17 protein-coding genes are annotated in these 22,746 nt (G+C 55.4%); 4 read left to right on the top strand and 13 right to left on the bottom strand.

Annotated elements, in window-relative coordinates; genetic code table 11:
- Positions 1-234: 234 nt before the first annotated feature.
- Positions 235-2,625, bottom strand: coding sequence for a hypothetical protein (locus tag NTU47_14940; protein MCX6135107.1), 2,391 nt, complete (start codon positions 2,623-2,625; stop codon positions 235-237).
- A gap of 256 nt (positions 2,626-2,881) precedes the next feature.
- Here NTU47_14940 and NTU47_14935 point away from each other — a divergent pair, with 256 nt between their 5' ends.
- The gene (locus tag NTU47_14935) at positions 2,882-4,507 is read left to right on the top strand and encodes a PKD domain-containing protein (protein MCX6135106.1); all 1,626 of its coding nucleotides are present in this window, start codon (positions 2,882-2,884) and stop codon (positions 4,505-4,507) included.
- A gap of 384 nt (positions 4,508-4,891) precedes the next feature.
- On the opposite strand, the gene NTU47_14930 is transcribed toward NTU47_14935, so the two are convergent.
- From NTU47_14930 to NTU47_14915, 4 genes are all read right to left on the bottom strand, one after another.
- The gene (locus NTU47_14930) at positions 4,892-7,534 is read right to left on the bottom strand and encodes a hypothetical protein (protein MCX6135105.1); all 2,643 of its coding nucleotides are present in this window, start codon (positions 7,532-7,534) and stop codon (positions 4,892-4,894) included.
- Between the two features lie 257 nt (positions 7,535-7,791).
- Complete coding sequence (locus NTU47_14925; GenBank protein ID MCX6135104.1) at positions 7,792-8,271, bottom strand: hypothetical protein; 480 nt, start codon at positions 8,269-8,271, stop codon at positions 7,792-7,794.
- A gap of 49 nt (positions 8,272-8,320) precedes the next feature.
- Entirely contained in the window at positions 8,321-9,112 is a 792-nt protein-coding gene (locus NTU47_14920; protein MCX6135103.1) for a hypothetical protein, read from the bottom strand.
- Positions 9,096-9,740, bottom strand: a complete 645-nt coding sequence (locus NTU47_14915) for a hypothetical protein (GenBank protein MCX6135102.1) — start codon at positions 9,738-9,740, stop codon at positions 9,096-9,098. Before NTU47_14915 ends, NTU47_14920 begins: the two co-directional genes overlap by 17 nt.
- Positions 9,741-10,154: 414 nt before the next feature.
- On the opposite strand from NTU47_14915, the gene NTU47_14910 reads away from it, so the two are divergent.
- The 3 genes from NTU47_14910 to NTU47_14900 are packed head-to-tail and all read left to right on the top strand — an operon-like array spanning position 10,155 to position 12,576.
- Complete coding sequence (locus NTU47_14910; protein ID MCX6135101.1) at positions 10,155-10,949, top strand: glutamine amidotransferase; 795 nt, start codon at positions 10,155-10,157, stop codon at positions 10,947-10,949.
- Entirely contained in the window at positions 10,904-12,433 is a 1,530-nt protein-coding gene (locus NTU47_14905; GenBank protein MCX6135100.1) for a sodium:solute symporter family protein, read from the top strand. Before NTU47_14910 ends, NTU47_14905 begins: the two co-directional genes overlap by 46 nt.
- Positions 12,430-12,576 (top strand): hypothetical protein, encoded by a 147-nt coding sequence (locus NTU47_14900; GenBank protein ID MCX6135099.1) that lies wholly within the window; start codon positions 12,430-12,432, stop codon positions 12,574-12,576. Before NTU47_14905 ends, NTU47_14900 begins: the two co-directional genes overlap by 4 nt.
- 39 nt (positions 12,577-12,615) lie before the next feature.
- On the opposite strand, the gene NTU47_14895 is transcribed toward NTU47_14900, so the two are convergent.
- The 8 genes from NTU47_14895 to NTU47_14860 all read right to left on the bottom strand — a co-directional run bounded on the left by NTU47_14895 (position 12,616) and on the right by NTU47_14860 (position 22,511).
- Positions 12,616-13,080, bottom strand: coding sequence for a peroxiredoxin (locus tag NTU47_14895; GenBank protein MCX6135098.1), 465 nt, complete (start codon positions 13,078-13,080; stop codon positions 12,616-12,618).
- 231 nt (positions 13,081-13,311) lie between these two features.
- Positions 13,312-15,471: a DPP IV N-terminal domain-containing protein gene (locus NTU47_14890; GenBank protein MCX6135097.1), complete on the bottom strand. Its 2,160-nt coding sequence runs from the start codon at positions 15,469-15,471 to the stop codon at positions 13,312-13,314.
- A gap of 176 nt (positions 15,472-15,647) precedes the next feature.
- Entirely contained in the window at positions 15,648-16,550 is a 903-nt protein-coding gene (locus NTU47_14885; GenBank protein MCX6135096.1) for a cation diffusion facilitator family transporter, read from the bottom strand.
- Between the two features lie 66 nt (positions 16,551-16,616).
- Positions 16,617-17,672: a 4Fe-4S binding protein gene (locus NTU47_14880; protein ID MCX6135095.1), complete on the bottom strand. Its 1,056-nt coding sequence runs from the start codon at positions 17,670-17,672 to the stop codon at positions 16,617-16,619.
- Between the two features lie 254 nt (positions 17,673-17,926).
- The gene (locus tag NTU47_14875) at positions 17,927-19,618 is read right to left on the bottom strand and encodes an AMP-binding protein (protein ID MCX6135094.1); all 1,692 of its coding nucleotides are present in this window, start codon (positions 19,616-19,618) and stop codon (positions 17,927-17,929) included.
- A gap of 207 nt (positions 19,619-19,825) precedes the next feature.
- Positions 19,826-20,923 carry a hybrid sensor histidine kinase/response regulator gene (locus NTU47_14870; protein ID MCX6135093.1) on the bottom strand — a complete coding sequence of 366 codons (1,098 nt, stop codon included), beginning with the start codon at positions 20,921-20,923 and terminating at the stop codon, positions 19,826-19,828.
- Between the two features lie 108 nt (positions 20,924-21,031).
- Positions 21,032-21,721: a hypothetical protein gene (locus NTU47_14865; protein ID MCX6135092.1), complete on the bottom strand. Its 690-nt coding sequence runs from the start codon at positions 21,719-21,721 to the stop codon at positions 21,032-21,034.
- Between the two features lie 19 nt (positions 21,722-21,740).
- The gene (locus NTU47_14860) at positions 21,741-22,511 is read right to left on the bottom strand and encodes a T9SS type A sorting domain-containing protein (GenBank protein MCX6135091.1); all 771 of its coding nucleotides are present in this window, start codon (positions 22,509-22,511) and stop codon (positions 21,741-21,743) included.
- Positions 22,512-22,746: the final 235 nt, after the last annotated feature.

Below are 22,746 nucleotides of genomic sequence, written 5' to 3'. Positions count from 1 at the left end.
TGATACGCGGGCGGGTTGCAGCGAGAGCAGGACAGAAGGGGACCTTACGAACTCATTTGCCGAGACCGTCTTCAGCTGAAATCAACTGATCATGCAAGCAGGCTTGGGCAGCGCCACTTGTGATCACTTCAGGCAAGCGCTCACCGCGAGATGTCGATTCTCGATTTGGATCAACCCTGATCTCTTGTTTTTCAATCGAAGATCATAAATCGGCAATCGACAATTCACTTGCTCTTACTTCAATAGTACCATCCTCTTCGTCTCCACATAGCTCCGCGCTGAGCCTGTGGAAGCATCTCTCGCCTGAAGGCGGTAAAAATACACTCCTCCCGTATATCCACTCGCGTCCCAGACCATACTGTAATGCCCGGCCCGTTGCTCGCTTCCGACGAGGGTTGCGGCTTCTCTGCCCAGAACATCAAATACCTTCAGCGTCACGAAGCTGTCAGCCGAGAGCTGATAGCTGATCGCTGTGGATGGATTAAACGGGTTGGGATAGTTCTGATGCAATGAATACTCTGTTGGTATTCCTTCCTCCTTTTTGACGTCTACAGCAACAAGCAAGGAAGCATCATTGCTATAGTCTGATTCCCCCAGCTTCATGTACGCTTTTGTTCTATATGTATAGGCTTGAGCTACTTTCTTGTCTACATACGAGCTCCCGCTTCCCTTGAGAGTATCAAGCACCGTAAATGAAGTCTGCGGACTCTGCTTCCGTTCAATCACATATCCGTCTTCAACTGTTGAACGATCAGTCCACGTGAGGGTGATTTCATTTATTCCGGTTCTCTGCAACACGAGATCCGTCGGTGCATAGAGCAGAGTATACCCAGATACATCGCTCCAGGGACCAGAGCCCGTGAGGTTCTTTGCCTGAACACGCCAGTAGAACCGTTGTCCTTCGTAGAAACTGGTCAAGATCTTGAAGGAATCTGATGCTGCAGCTTCGAACGATACGGTGGCAAAGCTCTGCGTGTCGGAGAGCTGGATCGCATATTGATCAGCGTTGAGTACTTTTTTCCACTTAAACGTAATCCAGCCGTCCCGATTTGGATACGGACTGGCAGCAACCAATTGCGGCATGGCAGGCGGAGCTATGTACGTGGTGAAACTCCATACATCGCTCCATGGACCCAAGGCGCCGGCGCCATTCCTTACCTGAACACGCCAGAAGTATGTTCTGCCATCAAGCAAATTAGTGAGTGTTTTTACCGTGTCTGTGGTCGTTGAATCACTCTTCGCAGTGCTCGAAAATGTCGGGTCCACAGATAATTGGATGAAGTACTCTTGCGCATCCAGCACCCTGTTCCATCTAAATGTGATGTTCTTGTCCAGACCCTTTTGGAGATTGGCAGGGTAGTTTAATGATGGCCGGGAGAAATACGAAGGGATGTTAGAAAGCGTCGGCGGGTTCCACGGTATCCAGGAACTAAGATCGTTAGTATAAGGAGTGACACCGATGTTTGTGTTCACCGTGTCCACCCCGAGAAGGAACTTGTCCACAAAGGCCCCGATTTCCGGTATCTGGTTTCCTGGGACCGCGCAGTGGTTATGTCCACCGACAATTGAAAAGCCAAACCTATCGGCTATTCCCAAAGCGTTATAGACCTGCTGACAAGCCTTACTGGAGGCATAGCACGACGGATTTGACAGCCATATGAAATCCGGGTTTGCCGTAACGAACAACGCCCGGGGCGCACACATCGCCATCAACTCATGGTGATCCACTGGGAGGCGCCAGACATTGTCGCCCGAAAACTGTTTCATCGAATTCATGAACCAATTGTAATCTGTGTTGTCGATCTTCTCCACGGTACCGGCAGGCTCGGAATGCGAGTATCGCCACGACGTGGCGCCGCCGCCCCCCGACTCCTGAGCAATCGTGAGCGCAATACGCTCGTCAAACGCTCCGGCAAAGAGTGCCATTTTGCCGGCATACGAACAACCGGTGACGGCTATGTGCTTCAGATCGATGGGGAGAACATTCTGCACCAGCTCCAGTCCGTCGATGATACGGCTGACCCCCCACGCCCATCCACTGTACTGTCCCGTATTATCCTGGTCGAAAGAAGGGTATAGCCGGTAGTAGGGGTCGGTGCTTAGCGGACCGCCATACGTCGTCACCTGATTATGGCTGAACGTGATTTGTGCAATGTTGCGGCTGCTGAAGATGGTAGACGGGATGCTGCCAGTGGGACTATTCATGCCGATCACTGCGGGAAATGGTCCGGTCCCCGCCGGGAGAACAACCCGCGAAGTCAGCGTGAGCGTTTTACCTTTCACAGTTACGTTCACTGTCAGCACGCCCCCGGAATAGCTCGCCGCTATCGTGTCCGGACGAACCGGTTTTTCGCCGATCTCATAATATTGGATCTGTGCGCCGATCTCGGCGCGCCGGTACCGCCAGTCGGAAAAACCGGACATACGCCCTCTGCCATCCCCCCACGCGAACGGATCGGGCAAAGACGGGATTGTTGGGAGTTGATTCAACAGAAGCAGCGGCGGTTTAGGACAGTCCGCGCCCGTGTTCTCAACCTGGTAGACGAGGGGCAACTGCTGAGCCACTGAATCAACCAACTGACATGAGGTCAATAGAAGCAACAAGAGAACAACACGGTTTCTCATTTGAGATCTCCTGATCCAAGTTTCATATACTGCGAGCCCAACAGATGACTATTCTGGAATATATACTTTTTTCCATAATGACGCCGTCGCCACGAAGATCTCCTGCCCAAGACATAGCAGCCCGGAGTGTATCGGACCGATCCACTCACCGTCGCTCATTGATATTGGTCGACACAGGAGTTAACTTACTTTTAGCCCCGGATTTCTTTAGAACATGATCTCTTCGTGCTTCAGATAGTTGGAGCGGGGACCCACAATGAAGAATCTGTCTTGCTCGCTTCCTGTCATCGCGATCCTCCTCAGCATCCTGTCCTTTGGCTGCGAGGATTCAGGCGTCGCACCACACCTCCTCCCGTCTGTGATTTCCTTCAGTGCCGGCCCCAGAAATATTTCTGAGGGACAAGCCGTTCAGTTCAGCATGCGTGCAGCTGCAGAATTAGGACTTGCACGCGGTATCATCGATTTTCGCGACGGGACGAAGAGAGATACAGTGAACCTTTCAGGAAGCAGAGACTCGGCCCAAACCTCACACACCTATCTTGTTCCAGGGATCTTCAAACCTACACTTACGCTTGAAGACGCGTCGGGGCGCAGAGCGATGGCCTCCGATTCAGTCTATGTCCGGGTCAATCAACTGCCGCAGATCATCAGCGGTCTGGGTGGTACCGAAGGCCTGGTATCCCGCGCCTGGAAGAAAGGTCTGGCATATGATCCGGAACAAGACTCCATGACATTTTCAGTTTCCCCGCTGAGTCCCGGCCTTGTCTTCCAGCTGAACGCGAGCAACGATTCAGTCATCTATTACCTTACAAATCGCGATGAGAATGGATCAAAGCGTGGATTGATCAGGGTTGTTGACCACATGAACCGGACCATCGAGAAGGTCATCAATCTTGACTTCGCCCCTCGTGACGATATCAGCGGACGCGTTCGGGAGCGGTTTGAAGGAACGTACCTCGCCTCCTATAGGCCGGCGGTGGTGATGCAGGGATCTTTCACCGGATGGGTGGAGGCAACAAGCGACTGGGAAAGTGTGAAGGTGCCAGTCGATGCCGATGGCAAGTACACTTTGCCGAAACTCGCCTCGACAAAACACACACTTCGTGCCTTCATCACAAACGGACGTGATTCGAGTTTTGTCGCGACATCTCAGGTCTCACCAGGAGATCAGACAATCGACTTCCGCGTCGAGACAAACGCCGGCACCGGCATGCCTCTCTACAGATTACTTTCACTCTACCAGAATGCTAATTTCAGGCAATATCGGTGGGGTGTCGCTCTGGTGGGCATGGATCTTAAGAGCAGTGCTTCCAGCTATCAATTCTATCTCGTGTGCAGGAACATCACGTCATCGTGGTTAACCGCAAAGAGCTTTACTACTGAACAGCAGAATTGGCTGGTGGAACAGATCCAGTCAAGATGTTTTGCTCATCTGCCTCCAGCCAACCGGCCTCGCATCGTCAAGGGAGGAGCGAACGACCCGGTCCCGCTCAATGAACCCTTCTCCCGGGAGGTCGCCCGCCCCCTGAGCGGATACATGATAGTCTATGCAAATCTTCTCCCCTGGAGAAACGACTTAACGATTTGGGAGGCGATGGCCGATTCGCCTTACGATTGTGCACGGATCACGCTCGACGGCGGGGAAGCGCCTGCTCCGCCTTATGGCTTTTCGGTGACGGCTATCGTACAGATGATCGGCAAAACCATCTCGGGCAATGGGTCCATGCTGGACCAGTACTACAACGACAAGACCATGAGAGCGGAAAACACGGTACTTGACAGCCCCTCAATCGCAGATATGAAGCTCGACTGGCAGGTGATTTTCGAAACCCCGAAGTTCAACAATAATGTCGAAGCGAAGTACTTCGTCCTGCCTCAGTAGAAGCCATCTCACAAATAGAATTTCCCAATTATTTGCCAGATCTTCTTAGCGGTCCTTGGCGCACTTTGCGGTTATATTCTAACCGCAAAGACCGCCCCCGACAAGGAACGTCGGGGTAAAGAAGAAGCGCCAAGGGGATTTTTGAGATGTGTTCTAATCACTCGGTCATTCCACTCCGCATATTCGGTTTAGGATCGTCGATCTTCGATTGTCGATTTAGGTTGAGCGTATGCCATCGCAGTTCAATCGCAAATCATGAACCTGTGGTGAGCGAAGCCTGCACTGAGCCTGGTGAAGTGTCGAACCATCGCCATTCCGTGTGAAACTCATCATCTTCCTTTCGTGCGGCGGAAACTCGCGTCTGAATTGAACTGCAACACCATCTTACCGCAACGGTCGCCGCTTGAATTCCGCGCGGAAACTCTTCTGCCACTCCCATCGCAGTTTGTCCGGGAGCGGCCGACCGTCGGGCAGTGTAAACCCTGCGCCGCGCAGTGCCCGAGTGGAGAGATAGGGACCACCCGGAGCCCGATGGCCGGAGATCGGCGCGACGGTAAGTACGGCGGACTCCTCACCCACGCGCAATTCGAATGTGAGCGGACCGAACTCGCTCAGCGTGTTGCTCAGTCCAACCACCGCTCCCGGTCTCAGCCACGCCTCCGGCACACCTCCGAGAAGTTCCAGCCCGTCTTTGCGTTCTGTGGCGAGGAGATAACGCGTGAGATGAATGAAGACCGCGCTCGCTTCGGCGTCTGATACATCGCCGGCAGTACCGGGACCGACTGCACGCGGAAGTTGTTCCTCCACCCACACGCCCGTCGGCGCGGCGTGATTCGCGTATGCATACATCAACTCCACGGCCCGACGGGAATCACCGATCCTCTGGTGTGCCATCCCGAAAACCCCTCCCAGCCACGGCCAGAGGCCTTGCGGCATCCAGCCAGAGCCGCGGATGAGCCCCTGGCTCAGATAATTTTCCAGCATGATGAGGTTCATGCGGGCGAGGCTGTCGGTCAGGCTCCCCGGCGCATCGAAGAACGAAGCGAAATGAATCGGCAGCAGCAGTGCGAATTGGCCGCGTTGCGGGACGGAGACCGCAGTGTCTCCGACTCCGACCGGCAGAAAGGGGTTGCCGAAATGATCCCGGAGAATATCCCGGCGGGCAGCGACAGCAAAAGAAGAAGCGAACCCCTGCAGCGTTGAACGCCACGCTGCCGCCCGGGGGCCTTGGCCGAGAAGCTCTGCAGCATGCGATCCCTCTTCAAGTGCCATCATGCACCACCAGAGCGTCCCATAATCAGACATCGGTATCGAGAGTCCGCCGTCAACAAATCCGGCGGGGAGAAGACCGTAGAAAGGAGTTCGCTGATCACCCAGCGTTTGTTCGCGCAATGAGCAGATCCAGTCAAGGGCCCTGCCGAGTTCTGTCCAGTGCGCCGCGATCCAGGAATGGTCACCGGTTGCCCGCGCCACCCAGAACGCTGCGAAGGCCCAGGCGGGAGTCTCGACTATGCTTACGGTCGGGTAGAGCGTGCGGACCTGTCCGGTCGGCAGCTGGGACCGGAAGCCCGTTTCCAGGTACCGATAGAGGCTGGCCGTATCTCCCAGCATTGCGACTGGGATGCCCGTCAGCACCGCGTCTGCAATCCAAAGGCCGCGGTAGACTGACGGTCCGGGCTGGAACTGGGCGATCCCGTCGACACGCTCGCGCACCTGATAAATCGTTCGCACGGCGGCATCCAGCAGCATCTGGATTCCGCTGTCGGGAACAGCGATGCCCCCGACGGGAAAAGTTTTTTGATTCAGCCAGTACTCACGAGTAGCGGCCAGCTCATTACGGGTGTCCGGGATCGACTTCACGAGATGTTCGCCGTGATTACCGTGAACGACAACAATCTCAACCCTTGCAGTATGAGGAGAGTATTCCAGCAGCCATCCATCGCTTGTTCTCTTCATAGAGGCCGGTCGGGGGCGGGAGAACAGATATGGTTCGGGATCTGTCCCGGTTTCGTGATGGGTGGTGAGGCAGAGCCCGGAGGGCTTTTCCGACCGAGCGTCGGCACTGGCTGCCGGCGTGAGCGGTCTTCGCGTCTTGACGAGTACCTGTGGAGCTCTTGCTCCCTGAGAGAATTCTGCGATGATGGCATCGGCGCGGAGAGCGGGCGCATTCTCTTCAAGCTCAGTACCGCACCGTTGGACGAGTTCAGCGCGGCGGGATCCTTCGCCGCTCATCACCTGTGCTGCGGTCATCGGTACGTGCGCGCGAAACACCCAGAAGGCGTTGAGGATGGTGTTTCCGTCCGGTCCGGCAGAATGAGATTCGACGTTAAGCCAGCCGTCGCCGTTGACATCGGTCCCATCGAAGAACAGAACCTGCGGTGTGTTCTTGACACCGGAGGCCATCGGGTCGACGACCTGCGGCGCTGCTCCCTCCACGCGCAACTCCAGCGGCCGCATGCCGGCCTGTGCTTTGTACGATTCGCAGATTCCCAGTGCGATCCGGCGGGAGGATCCGGGCTCCACCGAAACACGATAGAGGATGGGGCGATTGGTTCCCCACGCCGCGTTGCGGAATGCATCATCAACGCTATCCGGGGGCGATGCCCAACCGATGCAGCCGTTCATCCCCCCCTCTCTCCGGACGCGGCCCTTGTTCCAGGTTGGCGTTGCGGGATACACGGTCGGTTTCGCGGGGAGCATTGCGAAGCTTGTGAGACGGATGAGTGTGGAGTCCGCTCGAAGCGTGGTGGTCACTACGGGGATCCGAGCGTCATCAAGAAATTGTCTGTCCGCGATCATCCGCGTGCCGGCAACTCCCACCGTGATCTCCGTGAGAGGCCGGGCATACGGGCCTGGGCCGAAATCGTATGACAACCCGCCGCGCTCACTGACCATGGTCTTTTGCCAGTCGTCGGGGTAGCAGATGACTGTCTGGTAGTTCGCGGGGGCAAAACGATGATCGACCTTCTGCGCACTGGAATAGCAGGGCCATATGGCAAGCAAAACGGGCATCAGCAAGCTGGACATGCGAGGGATGGATCCTCGCAACACATGGGCTGTCGATTGAACCGGCAGACGTAGACGCACGTTGACCTCCAGAGACGTTCAACGATGAACATAGACTTTGTTTGTCCGAGATTCAACCCGGCTGATTCGCGAACAATCTGAGGGGATACAATGAAGAAGGCTCAGCGATCGCCGAGCCTTCTTGCAGGATCTTGATAATTGCCCAGGAAGACATTACACCGGACAATGCCTTCCTGGCACAATCGAACTTAAAATCCTCACCTTCCATCTTCCGGGTTCGAGGACTCTTCATTCTTCCTCAATCTCCACCGTTGCACCGTTTCCCCTACCCATGCGCTCGCTACCGAAAGAATAATAACGATGAGCACCAGGAACGTAATGGCAAGTACTGCTCGCTCACGAATGCGGGGAGTGGCCAACTGGTGAAAAGCGAGCGCCGTTGTTAGGGCATACAGTGCCCCTGACACCGCCGGCTCCAGTATCGTGAATCCCCTGGACTTCCACCCCACCACGAACGCCACCACCAGCACTCCAGCCAACAACCAGATTATCCCCATGTCCCAAGGCTGCAAACCAGAACCGGCCCCCTCGTCGCCAGGCAGATGTGGACGAACGAGGAAGGCAGAAGAGCCTCCCATGAGGTACGTTGGCAGCAGATGAAACAGAATCAGATAGCAGTACCCTGCCACGATCCATCTCCAGTCGAGTGAAAACAAACTCCTTGTCTGACCACCCATGTCATTTACTCCTTCCAATGTCATCAGAAGCAACCGCTGCCATAATCAACTATTGAAATTTTCCTGTGTAGGACCATAACCCCAATTGCCCGCGAGTCCCCACAGAGACTTCGACCTCGCAGCCAGGATACTTCTTTGAGGACGCGCGCAGTGTCGCCATAAGCGGTCCCATGTATCCATTTGATTCGTGAGAGGGTTGCCGTATCACGTACGTCGCATCCTCAGTCTCTGCCAGCGAAGGGGGCAAGACATATCCGTCAACTGCACCTTCCCCTCCACCAAGAGCCTTCGGAACAATCCGGTACTCTCGCAGTTTCCATGCAATGGTGTTGAGCTCATTGATAACATAATCTCTGTTTGTTTGTACCGCCTGGGCTTCCCGCAGTGACAGCCGTACTGTGTATGCTACGTAACCCGTGAGCGGCACAGTGACAGCGAGCGTCACGGAAACAATGAGACAAGCGAGATAGAGACCGCGTCCCGCTGCAGACCTGTGCCGGCCCATAAGAAGAAGAGTAAGAGTGGGAACCAGGACTCCGGAAAAGAGAATGCCCAGGAGGGAAGTAATGAATATTGAATTGCCGGCCTGCGCCAGTGAAGAACCGGAGAATTCCGTCAGGCCATTGGCGATCGTTTGTCCGCCCGCCAGGATCCACGGGTACAGAAGTGGAACCGGACCAGCCCCCTCGATATGGAAAGCAGCGAGTGGATTCGGCAGCAGCCGTGAGCCGGCGAAGACGAGCACGAGTACACATGCCGAAGCAACAACAAGACTGACAAGATATGTATTGGACAATTCCGTCGCGGGGCCGGCGCCCGTGGGTTCAGTTTTCTGTGACATACTGAAGTCCTTTCTCGGTCAGGGTCGCCCGGACTTGCAGAGTCCCTTTGGGTCCGTTGTAAGTGGCGAATGCAGTATCCTCTCCCCTGTACCATGGATGCCGGGCGACGAGGACAACCTGCGTATCAGAAATCGCTGCGAGGAATATATCATCGGGAGGATTGGGCCTGCCCGTCGCTCGTATAGAGCTCCAGGGATCGCCGACATTTCCAGGCGGATATCTTTTTCGGTAGATCTCGCCCAACGATACTTTGGTCTTCCCTTTTTGATGGTGGTAGTCGTCGAGCACGCAGAGGAGCGAATCGGTGATCATCGCGGCATAGATGCCGCGGCCGATGATTGTACCGATTTCCCCAAGTTTCTGCCGCTGCCATTTGGATTGGTCCTCCATCTGCTTCCAGGAGAACACTCCGGCCAGAATGGCCAATGCGGCAATCACGAGGACAGTACTCCGGCGTCGCAGCGTGAGGTGTTTTGACCGGGAGTATACTCCCAGGAGTGCGACAAGATACACAAGCAACGCTATCCCGGCGCTGTTGATATTCGGCCAAACCTCCGGGGAGCGACCAGGAAGGAAGAAAGCGACGGAGACAACCACGCAACCGATGATGAGCCAGAGAACGACCATAGCGCCTCCAGGATCATGAATGGAATACAAAACAACAAATCGGAGGGAACAGAGGGACGGCTACCAGCCAGAATCAGGTAACTGGCCTATGTTAGAAAAGTCGCGGCTGAATGTCAAGCTCAGGATTGCATCACCTGAGCTCCTCTCAAAAACCTTCTTGGCGCCTCTTTGCCTGCCCGCCTCATGAGGCACGTTGGGGTAGGCGGGCGGCCTTTGCGGTTAGAAGACAACCGCTAAGAACGCCAAGAATCGCAAAGACATCTTCTGATGGAATCAGTAATAACGATTCAAAGATAACTTCTACTCAGCCCAATCTATCCTCCAAACAAGAGTCGTGGTTTTTTATTGAGGGTTTCATTATAATGTCCTTCAATTCATAAGGAACGCTTCTTCAAAAAAGAAAGAGCCGTGTCCATGACTAGCCACGCTACGCCCCGGATCTGGCACGTCGGCAACTGGTGCATCCAACTCGGCCAGACCTATATCGAATCCCCATTCAAGTCTGAAGTGAAAGATGTCGAAATGCTCAATTACGCGCAGCCGTTCGTCGACGCGCTAAGAGCGATTCCCGGAGCAGAAGTCATCTCTCAGCCGTCATGGGAATTGTATCACCTCTCTCCCGAAGCTTTCGAGGAGCGGCTTCGATGGTCAACCGCCATCGTCTTTGCGGACGTGGAAACCAAATGTCTGATGCTGCATCCCGACTTTTTCCAGCGTGCCAAGTGGGGAGATAGTCCTGTGACGTTCCCTGACCGGTTTGACATACTCCGCGACTGGATCACCCGGGGAGGACATTTCCATATGAACGGAGGATGGTACAGCTTCGGCGGGGAGCTGGGGAAAGGGGGGTGGGGACGCTCACGCATACACGACGTGTTCCCCGTTGTCTGCCTTCAGGGGGATGACCTGATCGAGTCGACCGCAGGGTACGAAGTGCGGTGCAACGATGCGAAGAACCCGATGGTCAGAGGACTCGATTGGTCGACACTTCCTCCGCTTCTGGGTTTTAACGAGTCGCGGCTCCGCGACGGATGTGAAGCAGTGGTGGAGATTCAGAATCAGGGAACCTGGCATCCCTTGCTTGCCTCCCGGAAGTTCGGCACAGGGAGGGTCACCTGCTGGATGACCGGCGCCAGCCCGCACTGGGGGATCAACTTCATGAAATGGAAGCAGTACCAGCAGTTCTGGAAGCAGGTGTTTGCCGGATGAATTTCGGAGCCATCGACTGGATATTGACCGTAGCATATCTGCTCGCCAGCGTCGCCCTCGGCATCTGGGCAAAAAGGTACGTTGAGAACCTCGCCGGCTACATGGTTGCCGGCAGGAAAGTGAAAGTCTCCCTCGGCATTGCAACATTTGTAGCCACCGAATTGGGGACCGTGACGTTTGTCTACTACGGAGAACTCGGGTACGTGGCGGGTTTTTCGGGGTTCATCATCGGCATTCTGGCGATGATTGCCTACGTGGTTGTGGGTCGAACGGGATTCATCATAGAGAATCTCCGCCGACTCCGCGTGATGACCATCCCCGAGTACTACGAGCTGCGATACTCACGCAAGGTTCGTCTCCTGGGCGGGATCATCCTCTTCCTCGGGGGTGTGCTCAATATGGGGATTTTTCTGAAGTTCGACGGGATCTTCCTTTCGGAAGTGATGGGGTTCGGTCCGGGAGCGCTCGCGATCATCATGACGGTCATGATTCTGATCGTCGTTTCCTACACGATCCTCGGCGGCATGTTTTCGATTGTGATCACGGACTTCATGCAATTTGTAGTCCTGGCGTTCGGAATGCTGGTGGCGACCATAGCCGTGTTGTGGCGGGTGGACCTGACAAGCATCAGCACCGCGGTGTCAAACACGCTGGGGGCGTCAGGGGTTGACCCCTTCGTCAATCCGCGGTTCGGCTGGACTTTTGTACTTTGGATTCTCGTGTGCAGTGTGGCGGCAGGAGCATTGTGGCAGCCCGGGACGTCGAAAGCCCTGGCCTCAGAAAGTCCGGCAGTGGCGAAGAAGGTGTTTTTCTGGACGGGCCTGACGTTTGCGGGGCGGGCAATGATACCAATGTTCTGGGGGGCTGCTGCACTCGCGTTTTTCGGTCCGGGCCTGACCAGCGCCGCTGCGATGCCGAGGCTCCTTGGCGCTGTCGTTCCCCCGGGATTTCTCGGGTTGCTCGTGGCGGGCATGCTCGCCGCGTCGATGTCCACCTACAGCGCGTATTTGCTTGCATGGAGTTCTGTACTGGCACGAGACGTCATCGCGTGTGCGCGGCCTGAAGATTTTCCGGAATCGACGACCGTTGCGATAACCAGAGTTGTTGCGGGAGTGATCGGGGCGTTTCTCCTGGTGTTCGGTCTCTGGTATCAGATTCCGGATACCGCTTTCCAGTACCTGTATGTGACAGGGGCGATGTACACTTCAGGGGCTCTGGGGTGCGTCGCTGCGGGGATGTACTGGCGCAAGGCGAACAACGTCGGAGCCTACACGTCGCTCATCATGGGCGCGCTCGCGCCTGCCGGCTTCCTCGTGCTGGAAAAGTCGCGTGACTCGTTACCGGCGTGGCTGGCCTTCATGGCTGACGTGAACATTGCCGGCATCCTCAGTTTCATTCTTGCGGCGCTTGGCATGATCGTCGGCTCGCTGGCGAGTCAGCGCACATCACCTCCCAAACATCTCACAACCGCGGAGCAACCATGACGGCCGGCGCACTCTTCTGGCTTATACTCTTTGGAATTGCCGCACTGGTGTTCTTCGGCATTGCGGTGGTGGTTACGATACGGGGCGTAGGTGACCTGCGCCACCTTCTCAAATCTACCGTGCGGCGGATCAAGCAGAGATGATGTTCGGTGAAGTAACACGGATCTACTGACGCTCTACTGCTACTTTCCAGCCTTCTTCAGCGCCGCCAGGGCTTCTTCGACATGCCTCTCTGTCTGCGTCTGAGAATCGAATGTGTGGATAACGATTCCCTCTTTGTTGATCACGTAGGTAACCCTGCCGGGCAAAATGCCGAAGAGGTCTGACGGCACGTTAAAGAGCTTGCGCACTTTCCCCTCCCCGTCGCTGAGGAGCGTATAGGTCAGATGATATTTCTCTGCGAATTTCCTGTGGCTTTCAACATCATCCGAGCTGATGCCGATGATCTCTGCATCCGCCTCTCTGAATACCTCATATTGATCTCTGAACGTACACGCTTCCTTCGTGCATCCGGGACTGTCGTCCTTCGGATAGAAATAGATGACAAGGTTCTTCTTTCCGAGCACGGTGGCGATATCAAAGAGTTTTCCGTTCTGGTCGGGCAACGCGAATTGCGGGACCGCACTTCCCTTCTGGATTTGCTTCATATTATTCACCGATGGGGCACAAGAGACCAAATTCAGGATCAAAAGAACTATGACGGCACTCAACCAATCCGGCCGGCAGCAATGTGTTGTATTGAGCTTCATGAGGTTTCTTCCTGAATTCTTGAGATCATCTCATAGGACACTCCGAATAACAGCCCGGAGCCGGAGACCCCTTGAACCTATTCCAGCACTCCTCAATCGACAATCGGCATTCGGCAATCGACAATGTTCTCACCCTCCGAATCCCATCCCTCTTGCACCCTTGAACATAAACTCCTTCGGCGGCTCAGAATTCAGAAGCCATTTCACAAAATAGTCCCAACGCTTGCGCATCATGTAATTTGACTGATTGCCATAACCGTGAGCCTGGCTCGGGAACACGACAAGGTCAAAATCCTTGTTCGCCCTGATCAACGCCTCGACGACAAGGAGCGTGTTGTACGGCGGGACGTTGTTGTCCATCAGCCCGTGTGCAAGCATCAGGTGTCCCTTGAGGTTCTTGGCGAAGTTCTGGTTGGCTTCAACGTCGTAATTATCTTTGGCATCCGCATCGCGAACGAGCAAACCCTGGTAGCGCTCGCCCCAGTCATCCTCGTACACGCGTTGGTCATGATTTCCGGATTCGGAGATACCGACTTTGAAGAAATCGGGATAACGGAACATCGCATCGGCCGTGATGAAACCGCCCCCCGAGTGGCCGTACATTGCTGCCCGGTCAATATCAATCCAGGAATACCGTTGCGCGAGCTCCTTCATTCCGCCGACCTGATCGGGGAGCGTGTTATCCCTACCCATCGCTCCGTAGTAGGTGTCGTGGAACGATTTCGATCTGTCGGGGTTCCCCATTCCATCAATCGTCACAACGATGAAGCCCAGTTCTGCAAGAGCCTGGTGGTCGCCCCGCGCTACCGCGAAGGCGCGGCTGCCCGTGCTTGCGCCCTGCGGACCCGGATAGGCATGGTTGATAATCGGGTACTTCTTCGTTGAATCGAAGTTCGTTGGCCGGAACATCAGACCGTAGATATCTGTCTTCCCGTCGCGGCCCTTCATCGTGATGGGGATCGGCGGCTTCCACCCCGAAGCGATCAGTTTCGAGATATCCGCTCTCTCAATCGGCATGACGAGCTTGCCGTTTGCATGGCGCACTTCCACCACGGGGGGAACATCGGGCCTCGAGTATGTATCGATCAGATAGCTCCCTGACGGTGAAAGCTGAATGCTGTGGTGTGCATCCTCAGGAGTGAGAAGGACGAGTTTCTTTCCGTCGAGGCCGATACGATAATAATGGAGAAAATACGGATCCCTCCCCTTCTCCCGTCCGTATGCGCCAAAGAAAAGGCTCCGCGATTTCTCGTCCACCTTGACGATCTGAACAACCATTCCCGGGCCTGTCGTGATTTGATTCTTGAGTTTTCCAGTCGCAAGGTCGTAGAGGTAGAGCTGCCCCCAGTTGTCGCGCTGCGAGTACCAGATCACCTCGTTGGAGCTCCAGAGCACTTCCCACCCTGAGGTCGATTCAAACTGCGTCGCCACGGTTTCCTCAAAGACCGTGCGGACCGCGCCCGTCGTGGCGTCGGCGACGCGGATCACCGTTTGCTTGTGGTCTCGGGAAGTGGACGCGAGGGCGAGACGTGATGCGTCCGGACTCCACTTATAGTCATTCATGGAAATGTCGTCACTCAGGGTCGCACGATGGAAGTCGGGGGGCATCTGCAACCGGACGGTCCGCGGGGCGTCCACGTCGATAATCACGCGATGGATCATTGCAACGACGCTGTCCCCGGGGAGCGGGTACTTCCATGCGCGCAGCTTGGGATGGCCAACTGTGGTTTCTACCAGATACATATCCCCGACGTTGCGCTCATCCTGCTGTTGTGTCGCGATCTTTTTCGAATCCGGAGACCAGAGGAGAATCGCGCGGTCACTGCCGGTCCACCCCGCGTTGTCCGTCGCGTATCCAAAGTCCTTCACGCCGTCTGTGGTGAGTTGTTTCTCCTGTTTCGTCGCCACATCACGCACCCAGAGGTTCCAGTCCCGTATGAAGGCTTCCCGTTTGCCATCCGGAGAGAGGACAGCTGTATTCATGAAGCCTCTGCGGCCTCGCGGCCTGTCCGGTGCGGACGTATCCCTGGCTGTCGGGACGTATGGCACTCGCACCCGCTTTGCCGGATCGATCACGACATACACAGCTCCTGAATCTGTGGTTCTGCGATACCAGAACCGATCCCCTTCCAGCCATTTGGCCGCCACGGTTCCGCCAACAACCAACGGCGACACACCAGGAGCCAGGAATTTCTCTGCCCGCGCGTAGTCGTCGGCAGTGAATAGTCGTGATTGAGGCTGAACAACAACGGGCAGACAAACGAACAAGAACCAGACGAACTTCCTCATTTCAGTCTCCTTCTATCTGTGTAGGTCTGTGGATTCAACATGGCGAGCAGTTGCTGGCTGCTAAAATATGATCGTGGCTGGTCCCATCTTCAAGGTTCCCTGCGACAAAACCAGCATCGACCGACTTCGTTTCTGATGATTCCGCTCGAAAGCGAGCAATGCACTAATTTGTGCACCTATTTCTTGGCCAAGTCCTGATCATCCCAGGTCGCCGGATCGTCGGATGATTCGAGGTGAGTGTAGATGACCGAATGGGGAATACGGTGCTTCAGGTCTTCCTCAAGCGCTGTTGTCAATTGATGTCCCTGGTGAACGGTCCACGAGCCGGGAACTACGACATGAAGGGAAATGAAGGACGTTGCGCTCGCCTGACGTGTTCGTATCGAATGGAATTGTATCCCCTGCTCTCTGTATGTGGTCAATGCCGACTGGAGCTGCTCTTGAACGCCCTCCGTCACTGCACCATCCATCAGTCCAAAGACAGATTTTCGCACGATGGAAAATCCGGCCCAGGTGATATTGAAGCCGACAGCAATAGCAACAAGCGGGTCGAGCAGTTCCCAACCGGTCAGGGCCACGGCTCCGATAGCCACGAGCACGCCTGCGGAGGTCCAGACGTCGGTAAGGAGGTGTTGCGATGAGGCCGTAAGGGCGATGGAGTTATGACGGTGTCCGGCCCGTCGAAGGACTAACGCGGCAGCCAGATTCACCATCGAGGCGCCCACCGAGATAAGCAAACCGAGTCCGAGTTGTTCGAGAGACTGAGGGAACAGAAGCCGGTTGACAGCCGTTACACCGATACTGATGGCAGCACAGATGATGAGCGAGCCCTCGATGATACTCGAAAAGTATTCGGCTTTCGAATGACCATACGGATGACTTTCATCGGCCGGACGGGTGGCGATGGTGAGCATGACCAATGCCACCAAACCGCCGATGAGGTTGACAATTGACTCGACAGCGTCTGAAAGAAGACCAACCGAGCCGCTGACGTAGTACGCCAGCGATTTCAGTGTAAGCGTGATGATCGCTGCGGCGATAGAAAGCCAGGCGTACCGTTTTAGAAACGATCGGTCCATCAACTTGATTCCTTCTCTTGAAGATTCCCCAACTCCGCCACATGTCGTCTGGCAATCCTGCAATTCCTATTGAGCCGATTCACGCTGCTCCCTCCAGGCTGCGATGTCCGTCGGCGGCACAGGGACCTCTCCTGCCTTGCGGCGATTGAGATGGAGAGCGTCGGTGGGACAAACGAGAACGCACAGACCGCAACCGACACAGTGGAGATAGTTGGCCACAGCGACTCCCTCGGTCATTGTCAGCGCCTCAAACTGGCATCGCCCGACGCACGCTTCGCAGCCATTACATGAATCACCTTCCACAACAATCTGGAAATCGGAATGCGCAACGGCACTCATGATCCCGAACTCTGCAATACCGCGCATGATGCCGCAACAGCAAATACAGCAGTTGCAGATGTACTCGACCCCATCGCGGTAATTACCGGAGGAATGCACGAGTCCGGCCTCCTCGGTCTCACGCAGAATTTTCAATGCCTCTTCTTTCGTGAGGGCCCGGTCAACCTTGCTTCGGTCGAACGCGTGCTCTCCGTGCGAGAAGACGAGACACGTTTCAACCGGATGTGCGCAGTTCTTTCCCAAAAGGTGCTGCTGGACGCGGCAGATACAATCACGCACGCCCCATGATTTTGCCCCCTCCAGTATATCAGACGCTCGCTCGTAAGGATGAATCTGGACCTCAAGGGGTATCGCTTTTTCGACCGGAATGACGCGATGCAATGCAGGGGTCGGCCGCAGAACGCCGCCTTTTGTTTGCCGGTAATACTCTTCAAAAAGCCCGGCCATTTCCGGATCCATCCTCTGCAGCTGCCCCTCGTAGAACCCCACAACAAAGGGACGGAGGGCGTAAGAAAACTCTCCCTCCCCTTTTCGAATGTCGATAAGCCCTTTTGCCATCATCCGCTTGAGCGTGTTTCGTGTCTCCTTCGGATCTGTTCCAGCGCGGTTGGCGATATCTGTCACCGGCTCAGCCGCCAGTTGCATCAGGCAGGCAAGCGATGCCTCCTCCTCGGTGAAGAGCTTTGCGAGCATCTTCAATTCCACTCCGCTTTCCGTCGCCGGGAATTTGTTCGGGAGCGCATCAAGCACCCTGGCCAGGCGGCGGTAGATTTCATCCTGCATCGAGCTTGGTCCTTTCCTTCTGAGCCCTCAATCGCATCGCTTTGAATATCCGTAGAACGGAGATCGAATATACATATCGCCAGGTACGCGATCAATGCGCGGGGCAATCTGCCGCGCACCTTCACGAAAGCAGAAAACCCCTGTTTGCGCAGGGGTTCCCAATGGTACGTCGCCTTCGCCTGACAATTCCAGGCGGTACAGACCTCCGTCCGACTTCCCCTCTGACTTCTGTATTCTCACTCCTATCTTCTTTGTCAGACGTACAAATGTCTTTTTATCTTCTGCGTTGGAGTCTTCTCGAAGGGTTCGGTTTGTTCTATGAGCGCCTGGAGTCGCGAGTGGGACGACAGGCGGGCGTTGATCTGACGGCGGAGGTCTTCGAGGAGCGCCTTGACACGCTCCCGGATCTTTGATTCCGGGAGGTTTTCGCTGGCGAATCTCCGGTCGAGGTCCTCGTAGTTCAAATGAATCCGGGCGGCGATCTGGTTGTTCTGCTGGAACACGAGCGACTCGAGGACGATTTCAAACTCGTTGATGATCGATTCTATCTCCTCGGGGTACACGTTTTTGCCGTTCGATCCGAGGATCATGTTCTTGAGCCTCCCTTTGACAAACACGTATCCGTCCCGGTCGATGACGCCGAGATCCCCGGTATGGAGCCAGCCGTCTTTCGTCAGCACTTCTGCGGTCTTCGCAGGGTCTTTGTAGTAGCCTTTCATGACCGTCGGTCCCTGGACGAGTATCTCCCCCTCCCCGTTCGCAGGGTCAGGGTTTTCGATGCGGATGTTCATGCCGACAAGCGGCTTGCCGGCCGATTGGTGCCTCGTGGTTTGAGGATCGGTGCCCACGACAAGCGGCGATGTCTCGGTGAGCCCGTACCCGATTGCGTACGGGAACTTTGCTTCGCGGAGGAACTGCTCCACGTCGGCGGCAAGCGGCGCACCGCCGATACAGAAAAGCTTCAGTGCCCCGCCAAAGGTCTTCAGCAGCTTCTTTCCCGCAATTCTATGCAGCCGCTTCCGAACAAACGGTACACGATACAGACCGCGCGTCACCGGAGATCCCGTCAACCGCGGCAGGATCCTCGTCTTGAACATTTTTTCGATCACCAGCGGCACTGAGAGCATGATCGTCGGCCGCACAAGTTCCAACGCCGGCAGCAGGACGCCGGCTGTCGGAGGTTTGTCGAGGTATGACACCGACGCTCCCGCCAGAATGGCCGTGATCATCCCCAACGTGCACTCATACATATGCGCGAGAGGAAGAATGGAAAGCATTCTGTCCTGAGGTCCAATAGAGACAAGTTTGGTCGTTGCGATGGCGTCGGCCACGATGTTCTTGTGGGTCAGCATGACCCCTTTTGAATGACCGGTCGTGCCGGACGTGTACACGATGGCCGCCAGGTCGCTCTCTTCCACCGTAGCCGAGAGCAGACCGACAAACTTCAGGGCGCGCTCTTTCAGCCGAGCAAACTCCCGCTCCCCTTCTTCGAAAAATTCCTTCAGGCTGTCCTTCGCCGTCCTGGGCGGGACGAGCGTGAAATCATCGAGCAGGATAACCGTCGTGAGGTTGCGAAGTTCGAGTGTCTCGATTTTCCCGTACAGCCGTTTCGAGACGAAGACGGCCTTGCATTCGGCGTGCTGGATGATGTGGTGCACTTCCGTCGTGTGAAAATCCGCAAGGATCGGAACCGCCACCGCCCCCATGACCGTGATGGCGAAGTAGGCGATCCCCCACTGCGGCTTGTTCTCGCTCAGGATTGCCACCCTGTCCCCGGTGATGACACCCCGGTTGTTCAGGAGATCAGAAACAGTCTGGACGAGATGATTGAGTGATGTATATGTGAATTGCTCGCCGCCTATTGCGCAGAGAGCAGGGCGATCTGCAAACTCAGTTGCACTGTTTTGCAGAAGAGCGCTTAACGTCAGTTTTTGAAGGGGGGGCATATGGTCCGGTGCGTGGTTGTTCAGTAGTTGAAAGTTTATGATAAATATCTTCAACTACAAGAGGTGGATTTGTTTTCTCAGATCGTCACACGTTTCATTGTTGACACGGGCGTAGACGAGCTGAACAAAAGGATAGAGCGGAGTATTCAGAGAAAGTGGAGCGGCAGCGATTACTTGTGATCCAATGTGACAAACCCGATCATCCCGTCACTCCGGTGGCAGCGGGATGATCGCGCGTACGATCAATCCTGCACCGAAATTCGCTTCGAATTCCATCTTCCCCCCATGCATCTCCGTCAATCGCTTGGCGATGGACAATCCCAGTCCCGTTCCCTGCTGCTCATGGTACGCCCTTTCAAACTGGACGTACGCCCCCAGGCTTGCCACCTGTTCACGGTTCATGCCGCGGCCTGAATCAGCAACGGAGAGGACGAATGAATTCCCTTCACGGCAGGCTCGAACCTCCACCCGTGTACCTATTTCGGAGAATTTGAACGCGTTGTCAACGAGTTCGTCGCCAATTTTCTTCAGATACAATTGGGATATGGCGGCTGGACAGGGGGAAAGGTCGAGTACCAGATCAGATGAGCGCCCCCAGGAATCCGCCTTGATGCGGCTGAGCTCTTCGATGAGGTCAGACGTGTGGGGCAATTGCGCCCGCTTAAACGCCGCAAGCCGCTCCGGGTCGGTGGCGACTATCTCGATCTGCGAATAGACCATGAAGTTTTCGAGAAGATGCCGGAGACGCATGCCCGCCTTCTTCACGAGCTTTCCGCTCTCCATGACTTCCTCGTACGAGAGCACGGACGCTTCATCGGCGAGGACGTCGGCAAACCCTATGATACTTGCAAGCGGTGTTCTGATCTCATGCGGCAGCGCGAGCGAAATGCACGAGCGAAGCTGCGAAAGTCTCTTCTCCACTTCCTGCCTGAGTTCGTCGCGCATCGCAAGGCGCGTGTCGATTGCGGAGAGGAGTTCTGCGCTGCTGAAGGGCTTCACGAGGAAATCGTCCGCACCCAGGGACATCCCCTTTCGCATCGAATCCTTGTCGGACAGCCCCGTGGTGAAAATGAACGGGATCATACTTGTTGTCGGGTCCATCCGCAACCGGCCAAGGAGGCCGAATCCGTCGAGGCGCTCCATCATCACGTCGGAGATAATAACGTCGGGCTGAGCGCTCTGCGCAAGGTCAATGGCCTTGTCTCCGTCCTCCGCCTCGCAGACGAGATATCCCGACTGCCGGAGCACGCTGCCGATCGTCTCGCGGTACGAGGGTTCATCATCAACAATTAATATTCGTTTCATAGGGTACCTCCGGCTTCGAGACAAAGACTTTCAGCATCTGTGCCGGGCATTGGAACGAAGTCAGCGTCACAAGCTCTCAGCTCGTCCAAATACCGCAGGGCGAGGATGCTATTCCTGCCCGTCGTTCGGGCTAAAGGAATGAATGCTGCCAAATCCTTCAAAAAACTTCAGGCGTTGGAGCGGGGTTTTGCCGCCAAGCCACGGGATCGTTCGATAGTTGTTGTGGAAGAGCAGGAACTGTCCCACTTCTCTCTGCAGGTCATGCGATGAAGCACGCACCAGGCCCTTGCCAGCGAGGCTCTTGAAATGAACCTTCGCCGTAATTGACAAGAGTGCGTCCCGCGAAGGATCGGCTATGGGGGAGTGAACAAATCCCTGCCTGCCAATCAGGACTGAGAAATTCCTTTTGGAAGCCTGATTTGAGCCATCATGAAACGGGGGCTCAGCCAGCGTCCTGATTTGTGAAATCGGGAGGGGAAAACTCTCCGCGACAAATTCGACAAACGAGACCGCAGCAGCTGTGGTCAGAGAGTGATACACTTGCGCCACCTGAAGGTGTGTGCACACATCAATTGCGGAAAAGAGCACAGCGTCAAGGCCGTTGATCGGCTGGTCCAATATCGTTGCGGCGACATAGACAAGAAGGCCGGGCTTCGGAGCCACTTCGTCGATTGCGAGCGCGAGTTTCTCAAGATACAGAAGCCCATGGTGCGAAAGGTCTCTCGGGAGCGTGTCAACTTCGAGGAGCGCCTGGAGATTCCATGAATCCGGATTGAGAAGCACATGCTGTGCGGCCATCGCGCTGTTCCTTCAGTCGTTACTTTGCAAGGATCATTTTTTGAACTGCGACCTGATCGCCTACCTGCAATCTGGCAAAATACATTCCCGAGGCAAGCTGGGACGCCGCGTGGACAGATGCATTCCATTTCACTGTGTACTGCCCCTCCAGCTGATGCTGATCAACCAGACTTTCGACCTGTCGACCTGTGATATCATAGACCGCTAACCGCACCTGCGCTGGTTTGTCAAGCCGGTATGAAATCGTGGTGGAGGGATTGAACGGATTCGGGTAGTTCTGGTTAAGCGCAAAATTCATCTGCTTTGAATCCACCTTCGCATGCAGATTCCATTCGACCTGCGTTGCGGTGACATCGAGATATTGCGCCTGCGCGGTACACAGAACAACCTTGCTGAGGAACACGCGGGCGGTATCGGCTCCGGCGTTCTTCGTCAGCGCGAAGAAGATCTTTCCGATCACGCCGTTACCGACCGGCAGAGCCGAGCGCACCGGGGCAAGGATGACGATATTCAGTGTCGAATCATCCTTGAGGTACTGATAAATACCCAGGCTCGCCTCAGAGGTCCGTTCGCTTCCCTGATACTCTCCAAATGTGACTCCTCCACGCCCGTTGACAGAAAACTGGAAACCCGCAACGGCGTCGGTGTTCGACAGCTCCACCGCAATGAGATTGTCCGATTCTTTCCTGAGGACAAGCCTGTTGTCAGCGACCGCTGCCTGTGATTGAAGCATCACCGCCAGTGCTGCCAGAGCCGTAATCCAATTTTCATTTCTTCTGCGTCCGAGCATGGTACTCTCCTATTCCTGTTTTGGTGTCTTGCCCGGAGTTGTGCATTGCGAGTGCCAATGACTCACGAAGATGATCGCCCGCAACAACGTCCTTGTAAAACGATGAAATACAATGAGTAAGAATGCCGGAAGCGGAATTGATGACGGTGCCACAATGAGACGGGAAATGTAAAATCTACATTATCGGATAAGGCATGGGGGTTCGAGGTAGGACTTCAATATTGAAAGGTAGCGC

The organism is Ignavibacteriales bacterium (assembly GCA_026390595.1).
Taxonomy (GTDB): Bacteria; Bacteroidota; Ignavibacteria; order UBA10030; family UBA10030; genus UBA9647.
The sequence above is the reverse complement of the archived record's forward strand: the minus strand, read 5'-3'. Positions and strand labels throughout refer to the sequence as shown.

Coding starts and splice junctions, on each gene's coding strand:
- NTU47_14870 (MCX6135093.1), bottom strand. CDS start 20,923: ATGAAACGAATATTAATTGTTGATGATGAACCCTCGTACCGCGAGACG.
- NTU47_14875 (MCX6135094.1), bottom strand. CDS start 19,618: ATGCCCCCCCTTCAAAAACTGACGTTAAGCGCTCTTCTGCAAAACAGT.
- NTU47_14900 (MCX6135099.1), top strand. CDS start 12,430: ATGACGGCCGGCGCACTCTTCTGGCTTATACTCTTTGGAATTGCCGCA.
- NTU47_14935 (MCX6135106.1), top strand. CDS start 2,882: ATGAAGAATCTGTCTTGCTCGCTTCCTGTCATCGCGATCCTCCTCAGC.
- NTU47_14915 (MCX6135102.1), bottom strand. CDS start 9,740: ATGGTCGTTCTCTGGCTCATCATCGGTTGCGTGGTTGTCTCCGTCGCT.
- NTU47_14895 (MCX6135098.1), bottom strand. CDS start 13,080: ATGAAGCAAATCCAGAAGGGAAGTGCGGTCCCGCAATTCGCGTTGCCC.
- NTU47_14865 (MCX6135092.1), bottom strand. CDS start 21,721: ATGGCCGCACAGCATGTGCTTCTCAATCCGGATTCATGGAATCTCCAG.
- NTU47_14905 (MCX6135100.1), top strand. CDS start 10,904: ATGGAAGCAGTACCAGCAGTTCTGGAAGCAGGTGTTTGCCGGATGAAT.
- NTU47_14860 (MCX6135091.1), bottom strand. CDS start 22,511: ATGCTCGGACGCAGAAGAAATGAAAATTGGATTACGGCTCTGGCAGCA.
- NTU47_14930 (MCX6135105.1), bottom strand. CDS start 7,534: ATGTCCAGCTTGCTGATGCCCGTTTTGCTTGCCATATGGCCCTGCTAT.
- NTU47_14885 (MCX6135096.1), bottom strand. CDS start 16,550: ATGGACCGATCGTTTCTAAAACGGTACGCCTGGCTTTCTATCGCCGCA.
- NTU47_14890 (MCX6135097.1), bottom strand. CDS start 15,471: ATGAGGAAGTTCGTCTGGTTCTTGTTCGTTTGTCTGCCCGTTGTTGTT.
- NTU47_14910 (MCX6135101.1), top strand. CDS start 10,155: ATGACTAGCCACGCTACGCCCCGGATCTGGCACGTCGGCAACTGGTGC.
- NTU47_14920 (MCX6135103.1), bottom strand. CDS start 9,112: ATGTCACAGAAAACTGAACCCACGGGCGCCGGCCCCGCGACGGAATTG.
- NTU47_14880 (MCX6135095.1), bottom strand. CDS start 17,672: ATGCAGGATGAAATCTACCGCCGCCTGGCCAGGGTGCTTGATGCGCTC.
- NTU47_14925 (MCX6135104.1), bottom strand. CDS start 8,271: ATGGGTGGTCAGACAAGGAGTTTGTTTTCACTCGACTGGAGATGGATC.
- NTU47_14940 (MCX6135107.1), bottom strand. CDS start 2,625: ATGAGAAACCGTGTTGTTCTCTTGTTGCTTCTATTGACCTCATGTCAG.